Raw genomic sequence first — 21,820 nt, forward strand, 5'->3', positions numbered from 1 at the left:
TTCGGAACGCGGCTCAGGACCTGGTGGCGGTGCTGGGGCGTGCGGGGAAAAAGCCGGGGCGGGCTCCGCTGCCGCTGAAGGTGACGATCCGTGCCTGCTCGAGGACGTCTGGGGGCGGCGTCGCGTTCTCGACGACGATGGCCTGGCCGGGGAAGGCCAGGAACGAGCGGTAGAAATGGTCGATCACGTTCGGGGGGATGCGGTCGGCGTCAAAGTCCGGCTCTTTGTACGTCACCAGGGGCGAGTCCAGGACGAGGAAGCCGAGATGCGGGAGTCTGCGGTCCAGGCAGTAGCGGGCCAGGGCAATGGAGAACGCGGCGTGCAGCAGAGCGCGCATGCCCCGGCCGTGGCCGGCGCGCGCCGTTCCGCCGGCACTGACGTCCCCGCTGTAGGGGTCGTAGCCGGCGCCTTCCACGTCGGGGATCCGCCAGGAATCCAGGGTGCGTTGGAAGAGCTCGTCGAACGACGACAGGATTCTGCCCGCGATCAGGGATTCCCGCCGCTTGGACGGCAGAGCGCCCTGGGCCACCAGCTGGGAGCGGTGCTCTTCCAGTTCATCGAGCCGGGCCCGCAGTTCCAGGTCGCGTTCTACACGCAGTCGCTCGTCGACAGTGTCCTGCAGCCCGTCGCGGAGAGGGGCCAGTCGTGCTTCGATCTGCGTCAGGGCCCGGTCGACCTCGGCCGTCTGCGAGCTCAGGGCCGTGCGGCGTTCGGCCAGCTCGTCGCGCTGGCCCTCCAGCCCCTCGATGGTCAGCCGGAGGTCGGCGAGAAGGGAGTGCGTCTTGGCGGACTCGACGAGCACGGCCTCGTGCAGCTGGGTGGTCTCCTGATGGCCGTGCTGGGCCTGCTGGTGTTCGGGGTCCGCCCCGCAGAAGACGCAGCGGCCGACCTGGAAGTAGCCCAGCAGATTGCCCGCCTCGCTGACCATCTCCAGACGAGCGAGGTCTGTCTCGTACTGCTGACGCAGGGTGTCGAATCGCCCCAGCAGGTCGAGCACCTCACCCAGGCGTGCCTCCAGATCGGCGTCTGTCTCGGCCAGGTGTGCACGGGCGGCGACGGCGCGGGCCTGCTGGTCGGACTCGCCGGCCAGTGAGCGGGCCATGTCGTTGAGGCTGTCCTCTAACCGGGCCAGCTGATCTCGCAGCTCGTCGGGGGTCTGGTCGCGGGAGAGTTTGGCGTGCAGGTCCAGTGCCAGCGAATCGATCAGGTTGATCTTGCCTCGCTGGACGCGCCGTTGAGTGGCATTGGGGAGTTTGGTCGCCGGGGGCTCGTCCTCTCCGGTCAGCATCAGTTTCATGACCGAGCGGGCGGTGGTCCTGGCCGCGGTGCCGCGGGTGCGCTGCGAGGGCGGATTCGGATCGATCATGCGGGTGTCGGTGACCACGCTGAGGTGGGTCAGGTCGGCAAGCTTGAGCAGTTCGGTGTTGCCGCCCTCGTTGGTGCGAACGTAGGTGTCGTCCAGTCCCAGTTTGCTGAGCAGGTAGTGCGAGATGTCACGGCGGCTGCGGATCCTGCGGGCCGAGACGATCGCGTCGGGGGTGGCGTGGGACAGCTCCCTCAGGTCGTCCTGGTGTACGTGAATGCTCTTGCCGCCGGGCTTGCGGACCAGTGTGAGAGGCCTGCCGTCGGGAAGCAGCAGGCCGAGCAGGATCTGTCCGTATCCTTCGGCGCGCGGGATCGAGGGACGGACATGACCGCCGAGCATGTAGTCGATGGAGTCGACCAGGAAGGTCTTGCCCGTGTTGGAGGAGCCGTAGATCACCGTGAACTTGGGGTCGAACTCCACGCTGGCCGTCGGCAGGCCCGCACCGGCGTACGTCAGATGGGTCAGGGTGAAGTTAGCCACGGCCGACCCCCAGGTGCTGCATGTCGGTGGTGAATTCGTTGTGCCAGCGGGTCGTGATGTCGCGTGTGGCCGCCACCGCGTCCGTGGTCAAGGCGAACTGCTCCACGGCCCACTGCGCGCGCTGACGCAGTTCGCCGACGTACGGGGCCTCCAGGATGCCGACGAACCCCGAGCCGCGCGGGGTCACCTGGTAGACGATCCCGCCCTCGGTCGCCTCGACCGTGGCCAGGCCGGCGCGCAGCAGCACCTCCAGCCCTTCCTGCATCATCTGCCGTTTCATGCCGAGCTCGCCCGGCTGGGCGGGCAGGCGGGGATGGAGGCTGGGCGGACCGTCGAACTGGCTGCTGTGCAGCATGGCGTGGTCCAGGACCACCAGCCAGGAGAGGTCCAGTGGGTGAGGATGGCTGCGGGCCAGGAGGACCAACGTACGCATCCCCACTTCGACCGGACTGTTGAGCGGGTTCATCGGCAACCTCCTTTGCACCAGTGCAGCTTGTCGACGTTCGCCAGCTGGTGACACATGCCCTGACGCTGACTGTTGCGGAACAGGTGCAGCAGGGGCGACCCGGTGAGGGTCATCTGCCCGGAGGCTTTGAGGACCTGCTGGAGGCGATCCCACCCCGAGGGGTAGTCGATGGCGGCCACCTCGATCAGGTTGGTCAGCACGTCGTCCTGCAGCTCCCCGTAGGTGTCCCCCGCGATGCTCTCTCGTGCATACATGCGTAGGGCCTCCGCGTCGAAAAACGCCACTCGCTGCCGCCCAAGATGCTCTCCCGAATCGGAGTGCTCGAAGGCGTGCTGCACGGTGGCGATGTCCTCGCCGAACCTCTCCTGGTAAACGTCCAGGAGCTGCTGGAGGTAGCGCGCTTCGTTGACCTGGGGCTCGGGAGGGGGAAGGAGTTTGCGGGGCTTGCCGGTGGGCGGCAGGTTGAAGCGGGAGGCGAACAGCGGCGACTTGCTGTAGACCTCCAGGACCTCGTCCAGGTTCACGGTCCAGAACATCGAGAAGTCCGTGCTCTCCGCCAACGCCCGCACCGCCGCTCGGGTCTGTGGGGACAACGCGGCGACCGGCTTGGTCCGCCCGTCCAGGTACGTGAGAAACCGGTCCTTCAGCGCGGCCGGGGTCAGCACCATGTCCTTGAGCCGGGGATGGATCTTAGGTGCCACGAAGATGTACCGGGCGGGGAGCGTCCGGCTCGTCTCCAGCGTCGCCACGAACGGTTTGATCATCTCGGGCAGCGCGTCGTCGAGCGTGAGGTCGTCGGTGTAGTGCTTGCACTGGTAGCAGTGCCAGACACCGTTCAGCCGCTGCTCGCTCATGAAGGCGACGACGTCGGCGCCGCGGTCGTTGGTCCCGCCCAAGACCTCCACGCCGAGGTAGCCGAACTCGTCCCTGCACATGCGAACCCACTCGCAGGTGAACTGCTCCCACTGCTCCGGCGTCCAGTAGAAGACCTGCTGCAGGGGTGTCCGGGTGTCGAACTGGTTGTGCGGCACGACCGACGGCGGCGGCACATACTGCGACACGGACACACCGTCCGCGCTCCTCTGGCCACCGCCCTGCGGTAATGCGTCCACTCCTACCCCCCGGTGCGCCGTTGCCCCCAAGTACACGCCGCTGCCCACTTTTACCATCGGAGATCGTCGATGGACAGGGCGCCTCCACCGGGCTCGGTGACGGCTCCGGCGCCGGGGCGGATGTCCCCGGCAGGATTCGGCCGTCAGCGGCGTACTGATAACGCGAGCCGGTTGGTCGGGTCATCGGGGCGGCCGCGACGGCGCCCGAGCGCACTCAACTGCTGAACCGACGAAATCCGCAGACGGTGGGACTCACCGCGGACCGGTTGTCGGCGGACTCGGGCTTCACCTTCGCCGACCTGCTCGCCCCGTACGAGGCGGCCCGCGCCCGCCAGACCACCGCGACGGCGGCCGTGCCGCCGCCGCGGCGGAGCGAGCAGCCGTACGCCGCCGGCTCGGCGATCGTCGTCGAGCACGACACGGCCCGTCTCGACTACGACGGCGAGTTCTACCGGCTCACCATGCGCCGCCTGCTGCGCAACACCGGAGACGCCCCGATCACCCGCTACCTGATCCGCATCTCCGTCGACCGCTACCCCGGCGACCCGGAGCGCTCGAATGCCCACTACCGGGTCCACCCGCTCACCTGGGACGAACTCGCGCTCACCGCGACCTGCCGGGGGGAGGCGATGCGCTGGGAGGCCAAGCACGACCGGGACGCCTTCAAGGAGGTGTGGCTGCTGTTCGACAACGAGCAGGGCCGCTTTCCGCTCTACCCCTGCGATTCGGTGTGGATCGAGTACGCCTACACCGTCAGCGACACCAAATGGGGCCGATGGTTCCAGCGCGCCGTACGGCTGCCCACCGAGCACCTGGAAGTCGTCCTGGCCTTCCCCGCCGCGCTCGATCCGGTGGTGTGGGGCACCGAGACCTCGATGACCGCCGAGGCGTCCCCACTGCCCAGCGCCCCCGGCCGCCGTCAGCAGGGTCTGACCGAGGCCCGGTTGTTGCTCCCGTCCCGCAGGTGGCGTATGAAATTCCGTGGCCGACTGCTGATCCGCCGTGCCAAGCTGATCGCGTCAAAGGGGTGTAGCTCAGCCCGGCCAGAGCAGCGGACTCCAAACCCGCGCGTCGCAGGTTCGAATCCTGTCACCCCTGCTGGACTTGCGATGCCACTGCCGTCGCCGCACTCACCCCCTGGCGGTCGGCCGAGGTCCACCGGGCCGACTGCGCCATGATCGTAAGATCCATCGGCTTGCTGGCCCGCGAGCAGGTCCACACCGCCCTGACCGTCGACCAGGTGTCGGCCTACGTCCTGCCGACCCGACACTGACCTCCAGATCCTGGAATGACCACCTCGCCGAGCAGGCGCCCCGGAACAGCTGGGAATGTCAACCACGGCCGGAGCCATAGAGGCGAAGGTCACCCGCATGAACTGGACGATGGCGCCAGCCTGTTGGGCCATGGAATCGAATAAGTCGGCGAGCGGCGCCTGCCGGGGTTGTGTCGGGAAGAGCCTGAAAGTCTGCGGGAATATCTTCCATCCCACAAGGTCACAATCAAGGTCACGCGCTTCCGCTGATCTGTTCGATGTGCTCCGCAAAGCCCGGCGTAGGCAAAGGTTCGGCGGTGCAGCGTCGAGGCCGTCTGCGCCCCGGCGCCGCCCGACTCAGGGGCACGGTGAGGCTATTCGGGCCAGGAGTGGCGGAAGCTCTGCCCGGTAGGGGATCAGGCCCAGGGCCGACAGCCGCACCGAGGCCGACACGATGATGTCGGCCCGGGTCTCTGTCCCGCCGCGCGCCTTGACGACGGCGTACATATGCTGCGCCCCGGCCAGTCCCCTCGCGGGGGTCGCGGTGAATCGCCACTCGAAGTCGCTCTCACGTTCGCCCATTCCGATCGCGTATTCGCTCTGGCCTTCCACCGTGCGGGTCGCCTGCGGTTCGACGATGCCGAATTTGCCGTTGAGTCCTACGGTGGTGCTGACCCCGGTCGTTTCCGCGGCGCGCAGCGGTGACAGCGACCACGCTATCGGCCCGGATCCGTTCCCCGTGGCTCCGTCGGGGCACGACAGCGCCACGCCTACGCCCAGTTCCGCAAAGGGGGCGCGGTCATCGGGCCGGAGATTGACAACCAGGTGCAGCAGGTAGAACACGCTGGTGGCCGCCTCTCGCACGAGGTACGGCTCCAGTACGCCCGCGTCCACCGAAGCGACGGGGATCGGCACCAGAATGGGAGCCCCCAACGACATCCGTCCGCTGAGACGCTGCGCCCGGTCGGCCCTGGAAAGGTAGGAGCGTGGTTCTAGATGGACGTCGACCGCTTCGGTCGCTGGCAGGACGAGCCTGACCACACTCACGTCCTCCTGCATCAGTCCTCCTGTTCTGTGCGCCCGAGGAAGCAGAACGCACCCCAGTCGCGGTACTGCGAGAAACGCCCGCGGGTCTCCTGCTGTGCGGTGCGAAACGCGTTGAGTGTGCCGTCCCCGTTCGCAAGGCGGGTGTAGAGGGTGAGGAAGAAGGCGTCGGCGACGGCCGCGGTGACCGGCCACAGCGCGCCCACCACGGCGGCGGCGCCGGCCAGCAGGAACGCGGCGGGCAGCCCAACCGGGTTGTCGTTGTAGTCGTAGCGGATCATGGACGACTCGCAGGCGCTCAGCGTTACCAGGCGCACGTGCCGCAGGTCGCATTCGCTGACCTGGTGGGCGAACAGCCGTCCCTCTCCGCCCGGGTCGGCATGGAGATAGACGCAGTGGAAAGCGGGAGCGACCGGATCGCGCCCGCCGTGTCCCGCGATGTGGAGGAAAACGGCGTCACGAGCGCGACGGAGCACCTGTTCAGGGGTTGCTCGGTCACCGGTCAGCGCCGTGCAGCCGAACAGCGTTCCGATGGCTTCGGCCGTCTCCTCCAGCGAGGGCTCCGTCTGCAGACCGTGCCGGGCGCCACCGTCCGCGCTGCCCACGGCCAGCACGCCGGAGGCGGGTGCGACGGGTGGGGTGTCGTCTCCGGCCCCGCCGCACGTGCCCGGTCCGGCCCCGGGCAGGTGCCGCAGTGACGGCATCAGGGTCACCGTGCAGTAGTCGGCCAGGATTCCGTCGCGGAACGGCAGGAGCCACAACGGGAGGAAGTAGGTCGCCTGATGAGGCCAGACGCACAAGTGCGGGCGGGAGCCGTCTGCGGTACTGCCTTCCAGATGGCGTAGTAGCGGTTTGAGCTCCAGAGCCATGTCGGCGAGGCGTTCCTGCGCCTGTCGTGCCACCTTCCGGTGCAGCGGGTCCTCCTGGAGCATGCGCCACAGCATGCCCACCTTCAGGGAGAAGCCGAGAAAGTCTCGCTGGCCGACGCCGGCCTCGTCGCCCGCCCCTTCCCTCAGCGCCATCCGTTCCATCCACTGGCCGTCAGGGCTGTACGCACCGAGGACGGTCATGTCGTCACGGGTGTGGATCTGCGCCAGCAGGCCGTATCCGTGGCGCCTGGTGATCACGCCGTAGTAGAGGGACACCAGCACCACCCCTGCTGGCAGTGAAGCCCGCATCTCGTCGAGCGGTATGACGTCCGCGGCCGGTGCGGCCGAGGCGGCCAGCCCGCGCCCGGTCGCCTGCTGGTACTCCACCCGCAGATTCCGGATAACGTCCGCCGGAGTGCTGCCCGTCACCGTCTCGGCCCGGGAGAGGAAAGACACCAGGCCGAACCCGAAGAAGTCGATGACGCTGTCATCCGGGGTGACCGACGCCTCCACGCCTGTCACCGCGGCTTCCTCCTCGACGACCATCCGCAGGACACGACGCTGCTCCTCCGTCGGTCGCAGGGGCTTGGGAAGCCCCACCGCGCCGCCGAAGGTCTGTGCCTTCACGAGTTGGCTGAGCACGAACAAGTGGGCCACGGATTCGGCGGTGCCGCAGGCGGCGGCACCTCTGATGAGCACCGCGAGGCACTCCTGGAGCGCCTGTGACGCCGCCTCGTCGTGCAGCGCGAAGGTCACATCGGCGAGCCGGACGATCAGCTCCAGCCCCCGCCCGAGGTAGAACCCGACGCTGGCCTCTTCCTCTCCCTCCAACTGGTCAGTCATCATCTCCAGGCAGTTCAGAGCCTGTTCACGGTATCCCAGGACGGTGAAGTCGACAGCAGCCATGGCGAACTCCATCGCCGACCTGACGCGGGCCACGTCGAAGGACCGCGCGGCCGAGTTGAGTGCGCTGACGGCTCGGATCAGCAGGTAGGGCGACACCAGGTGTTCCGGTGCCCCCCGCAGGAGCGAGTCGACGGGCGCGAAGTGCTCGTACGCGTAGTGCGTCCGGTGGTAGAGCGCGTGCACCCTGGTGGCTGGCTCGCCGAACCGCTCCGGGGCAGGGCTCTCCGGTTGGCCGGGAACGTGATCACGGCAGCCGCTGGGATCGCCGGGCAGATGGTGACCCTGCTGCATCAGCAGCCACATACGGGTGGCCTCGCAGCCCCGCTCCGGCAGCGCCGACAACACCTCCCGCGTCAGCACGGACAGCGTGACGGAATCCAGAACCGGCAGCGCGCGGCGTATCGCGCACACATAGCTCCCGGCCGCCGCGTGCAGCCCGAACTGCGCGGCGCACTGTTGCATCGGCCACAGCACCGCCTGGCCGCCGTCGCCGATCGGCTCCGCTCCGTGGCCCATCATCCAGAGAAGCCGGGCGTGAGCCGGCGGGTCGTGTCCGGGGGGCAGCAGCCCCGCCGCCTCGGCCACCGGACCGCGATAGGACTCCGGGGCGGCCGGTTCACCAAGCAGCATCCGGGTGAAGGACACGAACGCCATATGTGTCAGCGCGACTCCGCGGGCGGGTCCGGCAGTCTGCTCCGCGGCCCGCCGGAAGTGTCCGGCCGCGACGGTCAGCGCATGGTCGCGTTCCGGCATCGACCGCAGTGCGCCGGATGCCAGGCCGCCGAACCACTTCTGCCGGGAAGTCCGGAAGGCGAGGCCTAGTTCCGGTAGGTCATAGGCGGGATCCGGGGCGAACGGGTCCAGGTAGAGCCGCCCGGCCAGGATCAGGGCCGCCGGGTCATCGGGGGATGCCTGCTCAACAAGGCTCGCCGCGACTGCCTCGGCCCGCTCGAACACGACGCCGTCGTGGCGTTCGGTCAGCAGATCGATCGCGCTCAGCAGCACCAGTTCCCTCGCCCGCCGCAAGACCGCAGTGTGCGCGGTCGGCCGGTTCGCTGCGGCAAGCAGCAACGAGGCCAGCCTGTAGCGCTGTTCCAGACTCACGTCTCGTGACGCGCCGATGGTCCGCTCAACCACCGCCAGGAAAGCGGCGGCATCGAACGACGGAGCCTGGCGCATCCTCCGCTCCGCTTCGGACAGCGAGACGCCATTCGTCATCAACAACTCGTACAACCGCATGAACCACAACCAGCGGTCAGAGTCGTCCCCGTCGGAAGCCTCCCTCACGGTATGTCCGCCTCGGCCCCGCGAACGTCAACAGCCATGAGCCCCACCGGCCACTCCCCCGTCCACCTCCGGGCCGCACGCTACACACTTTGTGTGATCGCTGTATCACCCTAGGCTAAACCGGTATCCGGTGTCGCGTCTCACCGTTCACCCCATCCTGCGCCTGCCGAGAATGTCATCCGTGGAGGCCAGGGTGCTTGTGTGACGGTTGCGGCAGGATGATCGCTCGTGTTGCTTCGTCTCGCGTACTTGGCTGTCACCAACGCTTTCGCTGCCGTGCGGCTGCTGCCGATGAGCGACCGGGACAAGGATGCGGAGATTCTCGTTCTGCGCCACCAGGTGATGGTCCTCGAGCGGCAACTCGGTGCGGACAGGGTGGAGTTCGGCCCGGAGGACCGCGCCTTCCTTGCAGCTCTGCTGGCGCCGCTACCTCGGGAGGTCTTGCGCCGACTGCGACTGTTGGTCCAGCCGGACACCGTGCTGCGACGGCACCGCGACCTGATGAAGCGGCGTCATGCCCGCTCCTCGAATTATGCGCCGGCCTCCTCTGGATCCGACACCTCGGATCACAGCCTTGATCACAACTCCACACACCCTAGATGCTGGCTGGTGCGCGTGCAGGTCATCCGGCGCGCGGGCGGGGTGTGCGGGTGACGTTTCCCGGCGGGAAGTGTTCGGCTCCAAGGATTTCGTCCGCTTCGTGGATGCGGATGGCGAGTCCGGACATGCCTCGGAGCGGGGTGAGGTCGACTCGCCGACATGCTCCGTGGGCCCAGATCGTCAAAGACGTCAGGTTCGGGAGCTTGTTTCGTACCAGTGCGAGGTCGTCGTCGGTGCTCCACTTGCTCAGCCAGAGTTCGGTGATCTGAGGAACCTGCGGAAGTTGCTTCAGCATGGAGAGGTCCGCGTTGTCCAGGAGGATGAGGTCCTGGAGCTTGGCCAGTTCGGTGATTCGGGCGAAGTCGTGGAGGGGGCCTGAGAGGTCCAGCCTGGTGAGGTTGGGCCAGCGGGTAATGCCGTCCATGGAGAGCTGTTTGCACGCGCTCGGGCCAAGGGCGAGCCACGTCAGGTCCGCGTCGACGGGCAGAGCGCCGAGCGTGCGTTCCGGCAGTTCCACGTCGAGACTCAGCACGTCGAGTTCAACCAGCTCTTTGAGGTCGTCGATGCGTACTGACTCGCACCCATTGATCTCCAGCGCCAGGAGGGAACCTTCCGCCAGGGGCCTCAAGTCGCTGATATTGGGACATTTGAACAGCCCAAGATGCGTCACCGCTGGGTAGGGGCGCAGGAAGTCCAGTCCTCGCACGACCGTGTTCCGGTCGATGTTCAGCGCCTTTAGGTCCTCTTTCGCCAAGGGGGCGGTCATCTCCGTGTCCGAGAAGTCGCCGATGAAGGCGACCTTCTCAAGGGGCTGAAGACTGTGTAGTTCCCGCAGTTCCTCCTGGGTGCGGACGGTCACGGCGGAGAGGTCTGGGATGTGGGCGAGGATCTCGCGGGCGTAGTCGTGGGTGTCGAAGCTCTTCCAGGCGTTGGAAAGGGCCCACTGTGCCGGGCGGCAAGTGCGAAATTTCTTCAGCAGGGCAAGTGCTCCGTTGCCGCCGATGAGTTCGGCGGTGTGGACGACGGCAGCCACTTCGTCGTCGTCGAGGCCGTCGGGCCCCGGCAGGATGTGGAGGATGACCGGCCCGGCGAGGGCGAGCATCGCCGCCTCGTCCTCGCTGCGCGGGGGCACCAGGGCGGCGGCGCGCTGTTCGACTTCCCTGCGCATGCCGGGGTCGAGTTCGGTGGCGTACTCAAGGCAGGCGGCAGCGAGCACATGCAGGCGGGTTCGGTGTTTCGCCGTGCGGTCTCCCCGGGCGATCAGCCGGCGCAGCAGGGTGACACGCTCCTGCGGACGTGCGTGAGCGACCGCCATGCGCACGACGTCTTCCCACTGATCGTCGTGGGCGTTGCGGACCAGGAGAGGGATGTCGCGGGCTTCGAGGGCTGCTTTGGCGCCGAGGAAGTCCTGAAAGGTGCGGTGGACGAAGTCGATGGTGTCCGCGGCGGGGGTGCGCAGGAGGCCGGAACGGGCCAGAAGGTGCGCGAGTACGCCGGCGGGACCGCTCTGCTGGGCGAGCAGCGGCATGGCGGGCAGCGCATCCTCGATGAGGCCGGTTGCGGTGCCGTGATCCATTTCGGTCTGGCCGTTGCGGATGAGCCAGTACGCCAGGCGTTGTAGCAGCTGTACGCTCTGGTGCTCGGTGAGCACAAGGCTCTCGGGAGCATCGATGTCACGCTCGCGATCGCGGCGGATCAGCAGCATCGACAGGGCTGCTTCGTAGAGTTCCATGCGGCCATGCGGGAGGTGGCCGCGCCGGTCGCGGTTCAGCGCGCACACCAAAGCGCACAGCAGCGGAGTGGTGGCGAGTTGAGCAAGATCGTGCTGCGAACGCACCGTGTCCCGTAGCGCCTCCTCCAACGAGGCAAGGTATGAATGCTCCTCCGCGGTGCCCGCGTCAGTGGCCGCAGCAGCGTGCCAGCGGGCGATGAACACCGACACGTCCCGGGCGCTCATGGGACGGATGGTCAGCTCGGCGAATTCGTACTCCGCCAGCCATCCTTCAGGGACTGCGGCAGGGCGAGTGGTCACGATATAGGTGGATTGGGGATAGGCAGCGAGTAGCTCCTGTAGCCACTGCCGGGCCCGCGCCCGCTGCTCTTGGGGAATCTCGTCCAGGCCGTCAATGAGGAGCAGGGCGCGTCCGCCAGCCAGGACCCGGTCCGTCCAGCCGGCCAGCTGTACCCCGTGCAGCGGGCAGCCGACCGCAGCCAGGTAATCCTGCGGCCCGGGCAGATCCCCTCGGCGGACGAGAGTGCGTAGCGGCAGAACGAAGGGCACACAGTCTGCCAGATGTGCCAGTTCATCCGGCAAGTCCTGACGGGCGGCCGTGACGGCGAGCCACTGCAGCAAGGTGGTCTTGCCTCCGCCTGCCAGCCCGCGGACCAGGGTGCGCCGTCGCCCTGCCAGGGCTTGCTCGGCCCGCACCTCCGCAGGGATACCCGCTAAGTCGAACTTCCAGGTGATCGCGGGGGCATCGCTCCGCGCCTCAGGGCCGGGCCCCGGGGCGCGGAGCGCGAGTTCGAGGCTGAGGTAGGAGGTGTCCAGCGGCCACGACGCCCGGCCCGGCTGGGAGAGAGCCAGGCCAATGACGGACATCTGCGCGTGCCGGTGTTCAACGTACTGCCGGTACCGCTCCTCGAACTGTGCGTCCGCTCCGTCGTCCGTGTCCTTGCCAGCGGGAGCGCGGATCAGGGCGGGGGCGGATGGCACAGCCTTGCGGCGAAGTGCAAGCAGCGGCGCGGCGTCCGTACCTAACGCGCGGGCCAGCGCGACGACGGTGGCTTCACTGGGCACGGTCGAGCCGTTCAGCGCCCGACTCGCGGTCGTGTGCCCCAGCCTCGCCCGCAGTTCCAGCCCGGACATCGACAACCGGCGCTCCGCTCGCAACTGCCGCAGTTGCGCCTTCAACTCGACGAGCTCATCCCGCGTGCCCCCGCCCACTCGGCCCCTCCCTCTGGTCATCCCTGGCACCTCGGTATCAACCCGTTCATCTTCGTCCACCTGTACGTCGGCGCACGCCCGTCTCGCCATCTTCGTTTCCACAAGAGCGCCCGCTATGGAATGGAAGAGAACCGTGTCTATGTCGCCAACCTCCTTGACCCTGCTCGCCCTTGCCGTCCTCGCCTCCGTGCTTCTCGGGCTTCTGGCGGCCGTCGGCGCTGGCCTGCTGGCCCGTATGGACGGCTCTTCCCTGCCCGCCGCTCTGCTGCGCGCCGGTGTCGCCTTCGGTGGCACTCTCACCCTCATCACGGCGCTGCTCGCCATGGGGATCAGCGCTCTGACGTGACGGTCGCGGCGGCCCGGCGTGGGGGATCTACCGCCCGGGCGCCATGGCGAACTCGCCAGTGAGTGATGCCGCCGGCGTGGATGCGCGGGCATGGTGCGCATGCGCGCATTGGGGCGCACCCGGCAATACGACGCCCTCGCCCTGCACACCGAGGTCCTGGACGCCGCCCGCACAGGTCAACAGCACCTTTCTGCTGTCAGGGTCTCAGCTCCACCAATTTCGCTGAAGAGCCAGGGCTGATGGCACAGCACCTCGCCAGGCGACCCGCACGAGCTCAGCGCTGACTCACTCCCAAGAACGCACTGGACCCGTGCAGATGGCCGTCACATAGTCCACCTTCACCCTGCCGTCCTGCGGCTCTGCCCGAGGTCGGTGCCGACCGCAGTTCAGAGAAGTGACCAGGCCGAAGCTGATCGCGCCGCTCCAGACGGTTCGGGGCATGGGGCACCTCCGTGGCAGGCCCCGAGCATGGTCATGTGGGATCTCAAGTTCGGCTGCACAATCTCACCGCCCGCTTCATATCGACTGCACTCTCGACTGGCCGACGAACCCCGCCGCAGCATCTCCCACCTTGTCTGGGGCCACGCCTCCCTACCCGTCTCACTCTCCGCGCGCGGACCATGGGTGAGCTAATCTGCCCGCATGCGCGGACAGTTCACCGGCTGGCCGGAGCAGGCCATGGACGTGTTGTGGCAGCTCCAGGGCGAACCGACCCACGCGACCCGCGAGCGCTACCGCGCGGACCGCGAACGCCTGGTCCGGCAGCCGATGATCGCCCTGCTCAACGAGGTCGCAGACACCGACCCCCGGTATGAGGACTTCTCCGTCTGGCACTACCGCACCAACTCCTGGTGGTGGCAGCACCAGGGCGCGGTGATCCGGCTCGGCCGCAAGATCGAGATCGGTCTCCGGTTCTCCCTGGACGGCCTGCGGATCCAGGGCGCCTGGTGGTACCCCGATCCCGGCCAGGTGGACATGTTCCGCAAAGCCGTGGCCTCCGAGGGGAGCGGCCGCGAACTGTCCGCCATCGTCGAGGACGTACGGAAGAAGGGCTACGACATCTCCGGGGACGTGATGAAACGCCCCCCGCGCGGCTATCCGACGGACCACTCCCGTGCGAACCTGCTGCGCCACCGTTCACTGATCGCCGTCCATCCCCTCGGCTGCGAGGAGTGGCTGCACACCCCCGAGGCGGTCGACCGGGTCCTCTCGGCCGCCGCCGATCTGGACGCCCTGCTGATGTGGCTGGTCCGCCACGTGAAGCGCGCCGCCTGACGTCACGAGGGCGCCGCGCGGCACGGGAGGAACCACACCCGTGCCGCCAAACCTGGCGGGGATGCACCGCGAGCCGAGACAACCGCAGATGAAACAGCGTGAGGCACCGCGAGAAGTCGCAGGTCACAGCCTCGGTGTATGCAGCGAAGCGCGAGACCCTACAGGTCAGCCTACGAGCCTAAAGTGACACGGGCACCTCGACGCCGCGTGCGAGCGGGGGCACGCTGGAAAGCCAACAGCTCAGCTCCGGGGGGTGCCGATGGAATGGGTCTCGCTGGCCAGCACCATCGTGGGCGGAGGAATCGCTACTGCATCGGCCGGGATCCTGGATCAGCGCCGGTGGAGACGAGAACGAGGCGACCAGAACACCGAAAGTCGCCGTTCGCTGTACGTCTCCTACCTCGCTGCTCTCGCATCGGCTCGACACGCGTGCCGTGTGGCTGTTCGCGAGCCGGATCCCGACCCTCAGCAGCACAGGCGCGCGGTGTGGGAAGCGCTCGAGGCCTGCACCAGCCTGCGATACGAGCTGTCGATCTGCGCGCCGCGCTACGTGGTCGAGAAGTCCGACGATTCGTTCCGGCGACTTCGAGACCTGCGCGATGTGGTTACTGACGGATTCAGCCGGGACAGCAACGAATACGTCACCGGGCGGCGTCGCTACGACCGGGCATACCAGGATCTTAGGGATGCCATGCGTAAAGACCTCGGCGCCGATGCCTAAGGGCTTGCAGATCATTAACACGTTGTCTTGATCATGCTGTTGGAGTCGCTGCTCAGGGCTCGAACGCGAGCCTGGAGGGCTGTGAGGGCAGAGGGCGGAGTGGCTGCCGGCGGAATGACGATGCTGTGCGCCTTCAGTAGCGTCCTGATCTTCAGCAGGGTGCGGTGCATGGCGGTCCTACTGCTGTCGAACAGCACGGCGAGGGGTTCCGCGGCCAGGGCGACCCGCAGGTGAAGGACGGCTGCCAGGACCTGGTCGGGGAAGGCGAGCCGGGGCGGGCGGCCGCGCTTGACGTCGCTGTGGAGGTCCAAAGTGTCGGTGAGATCGCTCAGTTGCTACCGGGACATGCCGGCTCGATGAAACCCAGACCGCACACCGCGGACGATCCGTACGCTGGGCAGATGGCAAAGGGCAACAACTACGCAGCGGGCGTTGCAGGTTGGCGAGACCTCGGTCCCCTGAACGCAGACCCGAAATCGAACAAGAAGTTCGTCCGGCGCGTCCAATGCCGGACAACCGGCGAAGAAGCGGTCCTCAAGCACCGGTCCGCCGCACCGGAAAAAACCCGCGGAGCCCGGTTCCATGACGAAGCCACAATGATGCACCGGCTCACACGGGAAAGCGTCACCGGCGTCCTGCCCGTCCTCGACATCGACGCCGGCAGCCAGCCCGCCTGGTACGTCATGCCGAGGGCCCGCCTGCTCCAATCCGTCTTCACGGAGACGACGACGCTCCAGGAAATCGTCGGCCACATCCACACACTGACGAAGACACTGACTGAACTCGCAGCGCGGAAGTACTACCACCGGGACATCAAGCCTGACAACCTCTTCTGGCACGACGGCCGCCCCGTCCTCGCCGATTTCGGCATCGCCTACTTCGGCAAGGCCAGCGTCACCGTCGAGGGCGAGAAACTGGGCCCCCTGTGGTTCATGGCCCCCGAGATGCGCAGCGTGACCCAGCAGGAACAGGGCAGCATGGCCGATGTCTACTCCCTGGCACAGACCCTCTCGGCGTTCATCCATCCCCTCGGCGAACTGCCACTCCCGGGAACCTTCCGGGCCGGCGCCACGGACTACGACCTCCACAAGGGCTGGAAGGGAGACGTCGGCTTCGTCCTGGACGGCCTGGCCCACGTTCTCGAAGCCGCCACGAGGAACAGCCCCTCCGAGCGCCTCAGCATCGACGGCCTGGAGGAGGAGCTGCGCCTGTGGCTCGCCTCCGCAACCACCTGGCCCCTGACCAGGAACACCGGCTTCCGTAGGGGCTGGGGCCCAGAAGACGACGCCATCCGGGACGAGGCGGCCGTCCGCGCCGCTATTCGCCGGACGATGGACATCCTGATCAACGATTTCGACTTCCACAGCGAATACGAGGAGCATGTTTCCCAGGACCCGCACGCGCCGAACTCACTCGGAACGTATGGATGGGCGCCCAACTCGGACTACGGATTCGACCCCGATGGCACAGTGAAATTCTCGATCCCGTATCCCGATGGCGACCGCAGAATCCTGCTCGGCGCGGTCATGCACGGCCGCGAAGTTTCCTTCATCGCCGAGATCCACAGAAAGGCAGACGACTACAGCTGGAACCTCGAACACAGCTGGCCCGAAACTGCCTGGGGCCGGATGAGGCTCCCCTCCGCCACACACGCCCTGCACGGACTCACGCAACGGGTCCGCAGCAGGATCGAGTACTAGCCCGCTGGCGGCTGGTGCGGCCTGTGCTGCCGCAGCCGTCCACATCCGCCTACGCGCCGCTGCCCCTGATCGCGGCCCGGCAGCCGCCGGAGCCCCGGACACCGCAGATCGTCGCTCTGGAGCGGGCCGTGATGACGGCTGTCGGCGACTCGGCTCCGGGTTCGGCCCTGCGGCTGACGATCTCTGAGAGGAGGGCCAAGCCCCCCTCCGCCCGCCGGGCCCGCGTCTGGGGGACGCCAGTGCGAGGACGTTCCCATCAGCAAGATGGTCTTGTTGGGCGCAACTGCGGCTTGAGAGGGGATCGAATGCCTACAGGAGTGGCTGTCGTGTGCGACACCGACGACTGCTTCGCCGTCTATCTGACGGTGGAGACCGGCGACGACGAAGACGCGCGCTCCACCTCCGAGGTCTCGCAGCTGGCGCGCGACACCGCCAAAGGCGAGGGGTGGGTGGTCAGCTTCGGCTTCCGTCAGCCGGTGATGACCTGCCCCGGCTGCGCGGACGGCCGGGGGCCGGTGCGTGAACGCGGCGACTGCCAGCGGTGCATGGGCCGCGTCGACCCGGCCTCCCGGTGCGTGTACTGCCTGCGCCAGGCAGAGCCCCCGCTGCCCGAGGCGTGACGCCGGTGTCGCGCCGTCGTCGAACAGCGGGACTCCATACACCGGGCCCCGGGGATGTCGTCTCCCCCGGGGCCCGTGGTGTGTCCGGAGGCAGGTCAGATCTCCCCGGCCGCAGTGGCGGTGAGGCGGTGAGCCAGTCGGCGGCATCGGCGTCGGTCATGAGCAGTGCCTGCGTCGGGTGGGCGTCGCCGTCGTGGACGACGTGGACCCGGCCCGAGAGCGGGCTGCTCTTCGGGGCGGGGCCGTCCATCGGGGCGAGCCGCTGCCACATGCCGGTGCTGAACCGGGCGGGGATGACGGTCGAGATGACGTAGATGCGGGCCGCGCCCCTCGTACAGGGCGTCCTCGAGGGCGGCGACGGCCGGGGACTTCTTGGGGTCGTCCTTCTCTGCCGGAACGTCTCCCAGTAGTGGGCGAGCTGCTGCAGGGTGATGTCGGCCCGGTCGATCACGAACATCAGCCGCGGTACGTCGTCGAAGTCGCCGTCGAGGTCGATGCGGCGCTTCAGCTCGGAGGCGAGGCCGACCATTACTCCACGGCGCGGCCGATGAGTTTGTGGCTCCAGGCCGGTCCAAGCTCGTGACACCCCAGGAAAGGACACCGCTATGTCGGAGCTTCTCGTCGACTTCATCACCTCCCTCGACGGCCATGCATCGGGAGAGGGATGGCCCGGGTTCTGGGGCATGGAGGGCCCGGAGTACCTCGCATGGCTCGGCGGGCAGCCCGAGGCCACCTACCTGATGGGAGCGAACACCTACCGCCTGATGTCGGGCTTCGCCGCAGGCGAGGTCCCGAACGGCCAGGACGAGTTCAGGCCCGAAGAAGAGGCGTCCGTCGACGAGCTCACGCAAGCGTCCAAGGTGGTGTTCTCCTCCTCACTCGAGGAGCCACTGACGTGGGCCAATTCCACGCTCGTCCGCGACGACGCCGTCGAGGCGCTCCGCGCCATGAAGTTGAGTGGCTCGGGGCTCCTCAGCACGATCGGCAGCCTCAGCCTGTGCCGGTCCCTGCTACGCGCCGGACTCGTCGACCGCTTCCGGGTCGTGATGTTCCCGGTGATCACCGGGGCCACGGGCGAAGAACGCATCTACGACGGCTATCCGGACGTTGCCCTCGACATGATCGAGCACCGCACCTTCGACGGCCGCATCCAGCTGGTCGAGTACAAGCCCCGCGTGCTCGAGCACCCGCCACTCGGCGCCCGTGCGTGACGTCGCCCCGTCCGCCGGTCTGGACGGCCGCCAGGCCGGCGCCGACGGGCGCGGAGCCGTCCGGAACTGCCCGCACTGCGATCAGCCCGTCACCATCGTCGCCCTGCTGACCACCCCGGAAGCGGCCCGTCCCACCATCGCCAGCAGAGTTCGCGAGATCACCTCCCTGCGGCGGACTCCGTGAGCACCGCGGGCAACGACTTCGCCTGACGGTCGCCGATCAACAAGGCCCGGTGGCCTTCGGTCGCTGGGCCCTCACACGCGCTCTTCACTCCCCACATTCCCCCCACGCTTCAAGCCCTCGGTTCGGGGCGGGCATTTCAGCTGCATGACCCGATGGCTTTTGGTTCGCGGAGCTGGAAGGCGTCTGACCCTGGAATTCCCGGCGGCAGCTTCGCGGAGCCGGATGATCTCTTCGTGTTGGGCGCCGAGCCGGGCCAGGGCCTGGGTGCGGAAGTCCGTGAGCTCGTCGATCGTCTGCTCCGATCGGTCCAGCCGCTCCCTGAGCTTGGCGTTCTCCATCTTGAGGCGGGTGATCTGGGCTTCGCGGAGGTCGGGAATGTCGCCGGCCTGCCGCAGGGCCTGAAGGCGTCGCTCGAACTCGACGCGGAGGTAAGTAGGGGCGGGTGCCAAAGAACGCGGTGCGGTCGACTGCAACCTGCCGACGAGGGTCTTGATGTCGCACTTTCCGCCGGGCGGGATCTCGCCTCGAAGGAGCTGGTCCATGGCGGCCCGGATGCGGTTCTCGTTCTCGGTCCGCTGGGCCGCGGAGATTCTCCTGCGGAGTCCTCGTTCATGGTGGTGCGGGCGGCGTCGATCTCGGTGACGACGCGGAGGGCCCGGTCGTAGTCGGCCTGCAGGCGGGTGCGTTTCCCGGGCGTGCGCTACGTCAGCACGCGGCCCTGACGCCCCGGTCCACGCGTTGACACGGTCGGGTGAAGCCGCCGGAGTGGAAGAACTTCCGCGGGCGTCGGCGCGTAGTGCCGTGTATGAGGCAGATCAACGAAGCACATGTGGCGGTGCCCGGCCTGGCCGTGGTGGAGGTCGCGGCCGCCGATGACGAGACCGCGTTCGCCATCCAGGAGCTGCTCGCCGCACGGTGCGCGGTAGCGCCGGCGGACCGCACGACCCGGGATCCCGGAGAGCCCGGCGTCCGGCTACGGTTCTTCCTGGACCTGCACGAGGACGCCAGCGCATAGGAACCGCGGCGGGCGCCTGACCTACTTGTGCCGGGCCATGACCGGGCTCCAGCCCGTTCCGGCAAAGCCCGTGCCGCAGCGGTACCACCATGACGAGTGCGACAAGACGCTGTACAAGGGTGGCACCTGCACCTGCGACCTCATCGAGCAGTACGGGCCGCCCTCCGAGCGGGAGGACTCCTACTGAGACGACCTCTCCCGGCACCGCCAGACCCCGGGCTTACCTTGAGGCCCGGGGTCTCATGCTGCCCAAGTCAGGAGCGCAACGTGCTCGTTGTTTCACTACTGTTGTCGGACGCTGCCGCGCCGTTCTGGCTGCCCTCGGCGAGGGCCTCTGGGATGAAGCGGGAGTAGCTCTCGCGTAGGTGCTGCGTGACGCGTTCGTCTGTGGCCTCGTAGTTCAGCTGGCGTTGGAAGAAAAGCAGCTTCTTCTCCGCCGCATCCAGGATCTCGCCCCAACTCTTGACCCAGACCTCGTAGTCGTGGTGGTCGTCGGCGAGGCCTTCCGGCTTGTCCTTCTGCCGGATGTCGCGAAGGATCTTGTCCGAGTATTCGTATGTGACCAGGTAGAAGCGCCACTTGCAGTCGACGCCGCTGTACTGCGGGTCGTCGACAATGGCTCGGGCGTAGCCCTTGATCTGGTCGAGCTCCTTCTTTCCGACCCGGACGGTGGGGCGCTTGAGTTCGACAATGAGCCGTTCGGTGGAGCTGTCGTCGCGTCGGCTGCGGAACAGCAAGATGTCCACCCGGCCGGTACGTCCGTCCGGCTGCCTGACGGTTTCGAGCTGGTTCTCCAGGACGACGTCCTCACCAAGCTGATCTTCCAGGTGAGCTTGGAGCACGCTCGTGAGCCCGACCTCGCTCATGGCCATGTTCCAGTCCTCACCGAACAGCCAGAGGTTCTTGGCGATCATGGGGTGAAGCTGGTCGACTTCCCGCAAGTCCTTGCGGAGATGAGGGTCGGCGAGGATCTTCCTCAGCGCGCCGATGAAGTTCAGACGGTTGGTGACGGTGGTGGCAGCCTCGATGACATGGGTCAGGTCGGTGCTGTCCAAAAGGTTCTTCAAGTGCCGGCGGTCTTCGTCGCTGAGTGCGAGGACCTTTTCCAGGATGGTGTGGAGGTCGCTGGGGCTGCTTTCCAGTGCGGTCTGGATGAGACTGACGGAGAGCCGGCGGGCTGCGCCCTTGGCCGGGAGGGCATCGCGGGCAACGGTCACCACAACGTCGAAGGTCTGGCGTTCGATCGCCTGTGTACCGCTGGTGGGCGGTCCCGAGTAGGGGTAGATGCCTTCTTCCTTGAGTTGCCGCACAACCTCTGCGGAAATCTGGGCGCCACGGAGAGAGAGGTGTTCCTGGACGGCCTTCACGGCCGCGTCCAGCAGGCCGCCGTGGGACATGGGCAGTCCGTGCAGGTCGTCGACGGAGATGTCGTTGAACAGGTTGGACCGCAGGTAGGGCGTGAAGCTGACGATGCTGTCGGACCACTCCCGGCCCTGCTCGTACAGGGCGATGCCGTCGGCGTTGCAGATGAGCATCCTGCGGTCGCTCATCCGCTGGTTCCACTCCACGAAGGTCACGACGGGGGCCGGGTCCTCCTGGGCGTACTCCTCTGGCAGGTTCAACGGCAGGTCGATGGGTTCACCGACGATGATGTCGCTGGGATCCAGCCGCTTGCCGTCGAACGTCACGGAGACGTCGGGGTAGGCCCTGAGGTAGAACGCCAGCTTCGCGGTGAGGTTCGCAGCAGTGTCCTGGCGTTCCAGGCCGCGCAGCGTCTTGCCCTGGGGAACGTCGATCCGGACCGTGGTGCCGGTCCTGTCACGAGCGGGCGCCGTCTCTTGCGCCTGCCAGACAGTGGAGTGATCGGCATTGCCGCTGATCCAGACCCCGACCAGCCTGCCGTCGACCTCAGCCACCGACTCCCAGGTGAACCGGTCGCCCAGAGCGAGGGCGTACAGGCGCCCCTCGCCGTTGCGGCCGTGGAGGATGCGCGTGTTGCCTTCGGTGTGGGTCTTGCCGGTCTTCCAGGTTTCGCCATACCCCTCGAACGCGGCGCGGGCCCGCTCCGGCGTCATCCCCTGACCGTTGTCGGTCACCACGATCTGCGTGATGGCGTCCCACTCGCGGCGCAGTTCGACGTCGACCAGCGTCGCGTTCGCGTCCAGGGCGTTCCACACCAACTCTGCGACAGCAGCGATCTGGGGCTTCTTCTTGAACTGAAGGATCTTGCCCTCACCGACCGACAGTTGGAACTCAGTCGGGTGCGGCCCCGCTTGTGATGGCACGGTGACGCCCGCCATCCCTACCCCAACTCCGCTGCGGGAAGGGCCTTCTGCGTGGTGTTCCCCCATTGGCATGCGCTGACCGTACCGGTTAGGCACGCTTAGTTACATATCGCGTGCGTGTCGGACTGCTGCCAGCG

Annotated in this window: 22 protein-coding genes, 1 tRNA gene and 1 pseudogene; 13 read left to right on the forward strand and 11 right to left on the reverse strand. The window is 67.5% G+C overall.

Annotated features, from left to right (window positions below):
* Positions 1-13 precede the first annotated feature (13 nt).
* The 4 genes from OG787_RS12070 to OG787_RS12085 form a co-directional block, all read right to left on the reverse strand.
* The gene (locus tag OG787_RS12070) at positions 14-1,846 is read right to left on the reverse strand and encodes a hypothetical protein (RefSeq protein ID WP_405535174.1); all 1,833 of its coding nucleotides are present in this window, start codon (positions 1,844-1,846) and stop codon (positions 14-16) included.
* Positions 1,839-2,312, reverse strand: coding sequence for an ABC-three component system middle component 2 (locus OG787_RS12075; protein ID WP_405535175.1), 474 nt, complete (start codon positions 2,310-2,312; stop codon positions 1,839-1,841). Before OG787_RS12075 ends, OG787_RS12070 begins: the two co-directional genes overlap by 8 nt.
* On the reverse strand, positions 2,309-3,379 hold the full coding sequence (locus OG787_RS12080) for an ABC-three component system protein (protein WP_405535176.1): 1,071 nt from the start codon (positions 3,377-3,379) through the stop codon (positions 2,309-2,311). Before OG787_RS12080 ends, OG787_RS12075 begins: the two co-directional genes overlap by 4 nt.
* A 259-nt stretch (positions 3,380-3,638) precedes the next feature.
* Positions 3,639-3,845: a hypothetical protein gene (locus OG787_RS12085; RefSeq protein ID WP_405535177.1), complete on the reverse strand. Its 207-nt coding sequence runs from the start codon at positions 3,843-3,845 to the stop codon at positions 3,639-3,641.
* Positions 3,846-4,447: 602 nt separating this feature from the next.
* On the opposite strand from OG787_RS12085, the gene OG787_RS12090 reads away from it, so the two are divergent.
* A tRNA-Trp gene (locus OG787_RS12090) sits at positions 4,448-4,522 on the forward strand.
* A gap of 511 nt (positions 4,523-5,033) precedes the next feature.
* Here the strand turns inward: OG787_RS12090 and OG787_RS12095 are convergent.
* Together OG787_RS12095 and OG787_RS12100 are read right to left on the reverse strand one after the other, a co-directional pair.
* Positions 5,034-5,735, reverse strand: a complete 702-nt coding sequence (locus OG787_RS12095) for a hypothetical protein (protein ID WP_405535178.1) — start codon at positions 5,733-5,735, stop codon at positions 5,034-5,036.
* A complete protein-coding gene (locus OG787_RS12100) occupies positions 5,735-8,713 on the reverse strand; it encodes a CHAT domain-containing protein (protein WP_405535179.1) in 2,979 nt (992 codons plus the stop codon). The genes OG787_RS12095 and OG787_RS12100 overlap by 1 nt, the downstream gene beginning before the upstream one ends.
* 297 nt (positions 8,714-9,010) lie before the next feature.
* On the opposite strand from OG787_RS12100, the gene OG787_RS12105 reads away from it, so the two are divergent.
* Positions 9,011-9,436 carry a hypothetical protein gene (locus OG787_RS12105; RefSeq protein ID WP_405535180.1) on the forward strand — a complete coding sequence of 142 codons (426 nt, stop codon included), beginning with the start codon at positions 9,011-9,013 and terminating at the stop codon, positions 9,434-9,436.
* Here the strand turns inward: OG787_RS12105 and OG787_RS12110 are convergent.
* Complete coding sequence (locus OG787_RS12110; protein ID WP_405535181.1) at positions 9,405-12,326, reverse strand: NACHT domain-containing protein; 2,922 nt, start codon at positions 12,324-12,326, stop codon at positions 9,405-9,407. The genes OG787_RS12105 and OG787_RS12110 overlap by 32 nt on opposite strands.
* A 139-nt stretch (positions 12,327-12,465) precedes the next feature.
* Between OG787_RS12110 and OG787_RS12115 the strand changes: the two genes are divergently transcribed.
* The 3 genes from OG787_RS12115 to OG787_RS12125 all read left to right on the forward strand — a co-directional run bounded on the left by OG787_RS12115 (position 12,466) and on the right by OG787_RS12125 (position 14,668).
* Positions 12,466-12,672, forward strand: coding sequence for a hypothetical protein (locus OG787_RS12115; RefSeq protein ID WP_405540473.1), 207 nt, complete (start codon positions 12,466-12,468; stop codon positions 12,670-12,672).
* A 642-nt stretch (positions 12,673-13,314) separates the two neighbouring features.
* Complete coding sequence (locus OG787_RS12120; RefSeq protein WP_405535182.1) at positions 13,315-13,947, forward strand: DUF2461 family protein; 633 nt, start codon at positions 13,315-13,317, stop codon at positions 13,945-13,947.
* A 259-nt stretch (positions 13,948-14,206) separates the two neighbouring features.
* Positions 14,207-14,668: a hypothetical protein gene (locus OG787_RS12125; protein ID WP_405535183.1), complete on the forward strand. Its 462-nt coding sequence runs from the start codon at positions 14,207-14,209 to the stop codon at positions 14,666-14,668.
* Between the two features lie 14 nt (positions 14,669-14,682).
* Here the strand turns inward: OG787_RS12125 and OG787_RS12130 are convergent.
* Positions 14,683-15,003: pseudogene (locus OG787_RS12130) on the reverse strand (ISAzo13 family transposase); the annotation flags it as partial.
* A gap of 66 nt (positions 15,004-15,069) precedes the next feature.
* On the opposite strand from OG787_RS12130, the gene OG787_RS12135 reads away from it, so the two are divergent.
* Entirely contained in the window at positions 15,070-16,368 is a 1,299-nt protein-coding gene (locus tag OG787_RS12135) for a protein kinase domain-containing protein (RefSeq protein WP_405535184.1), read from the forward strand.
* 49 nt (positions 16,369-16,417) lie between these two features.
* On the opposite strand, the gene OG787_RS12140 is transcribed toward OG787_RS12135, so the two are convergent.
* Positions 16,418-16,567 (reverse strand): hypothetical protein, encoded by a 150-nt coding sequence (locus OG787_RS12140; RefSeq protein ID WP_405535185.1) that lies wholly within the window; start codon positions 16,565-16,567, stop codon positions 16,418-16,420.
* A gap of 127 nt (positions 16,568-16,694) precedes the next feature.
* Between OG787_RS12140 and OG787_RS12145 the strand changes: the two genes are divergently transcribed.
* From OG787_RS12145 to OG787_RS12165, 5 genes are all read left to right on the forward strand, one after another.
* Positions 16,695-16,988 (forward strand): hypothetical protein, encoded by a 294-nt coding sequence (locus OG787_RS12145; RefSeq protein WP_405535186.1) that lies wholly within the window; start codon positions 16,695-16,697, stop codon positions 16,986-16,988.
* 128 nt (positions 16,989-17,116) lie between these two features.
* Entirely contained in the window at positions 17,117-17,302 is a 186-nt protein-coding gene (locus tag OG787_RS12150) for a hypothetical protein (protein ID WP_405535187.1), read from the forward strand.
* Between the two features lie 95 nt (positions 17,303-17,397).
* Positions 17,398-17,571, forward strand: a complete 174-nt coding sequence (locus tag OG787_RS12155; protein WP_405535188.1) for a hypothetical protein — start codon at positions 17,398-17,400, stop codon at positions 17,569-17,571.
* A 22-nt stretch (positions 17,572-17,593) separates the two neighbouring features.
* Positions 17,594-18,199: a dihydrofolate reductase family protein gene (locus OG787_RS12160; RefSeq protein WP_405535189.1), complete on the forward strand. Its 606-nt coding sequence runs from the start codon at positions 17,594-17,596 to the stop codon at positions 18,197-18,199.
* Entirely contained in the window at positions 18,192-18,383 is a 192-nt protein-coding gene (locus tag OG787_RS12165) for a hypothetical protein (protein ID WP_405535190.1), read from the forward strand. The genes OG787_RS12160 and OG787_RS12165 overlap by 8 nt, the downstream gene beginning before the upstream one ends.
* 71 nt (positions 18,384-18,454) lie before the next feature.
* Here OG787_RS12165 and OG787_RS12170 read toward each other — a convergent pair whose 3' ends face one another.
* Complete coding sequence (locus OG787_RS12170) at positions 18,455-18,925, reverse strand: hypothetical protein (protein ID WP_405535191.1); 471 nt, start codon at positions 18,923-18,925, stop codon at positions 18,455-18,457.
* Positions 18,926-19,188: 263 nt separating this feature from the next.
* Here OG787_RS12170 and OG787_RS12175 point away from each other — a divergent pair, with 263 nt between their 5' ends.
* Together OG787_RS12175 and OG787_RS12180 are read left to right on the forward strand one after the other, a co-directional pair.
* Positions 19,189-19,398, forward strand: a complete 210-nt coding sequence (locus OG787_RS12175) for a DUF6207 family protein (protein ID WP_405535192.1) — start codon at positions 19,189-19,191, stop codon at positions 19,396-19,398.
* Positions 19,399-19,435: 37 nt separating this feature from the next.
* A complete protein-coding gene (locus OG787_RS12180) occupies positions 19,436-19,585 on the forward strand; it encodes a hypothetical protein (protein ID WP_405535193.1) in 150 nt (49 codons plus the stop codon).
* A 67-nt stretch (positions 19,586-19,652) separates the two neighbouring features.
* Here the strand turns inward: OG787_RS12180 and OG787_RS12185 are convergent, their stop codons facing one another.
* Positions 19,653-21,683 carry an ATP-binding protein gene (locus OG787_RS12185; RefSeq protein ID WP_405535194.1) on the reverse strand — a complete coding sequence of 677 codons (2,031 nt, stop codon included), beginning with the start codon at positions 21,681-21,683 and terminating at the stop codon, positions 19,653-19,655.
* Between the last annotated feature and the right edge of the window lie 137 nt (positions 21,684-21,820).

It is taken from the genome of Streptomyces sp. NBC_00075 (genome assembly GCF_045041225.1).
In the GTDB taxonomy this organism is placed as follows: domain Bacteria; phylum Actinomycetota; class Actinomycetes; order Streptomycetales; family Streptomycetaceae; genus Streptomyces; species Streptomyces adonidis.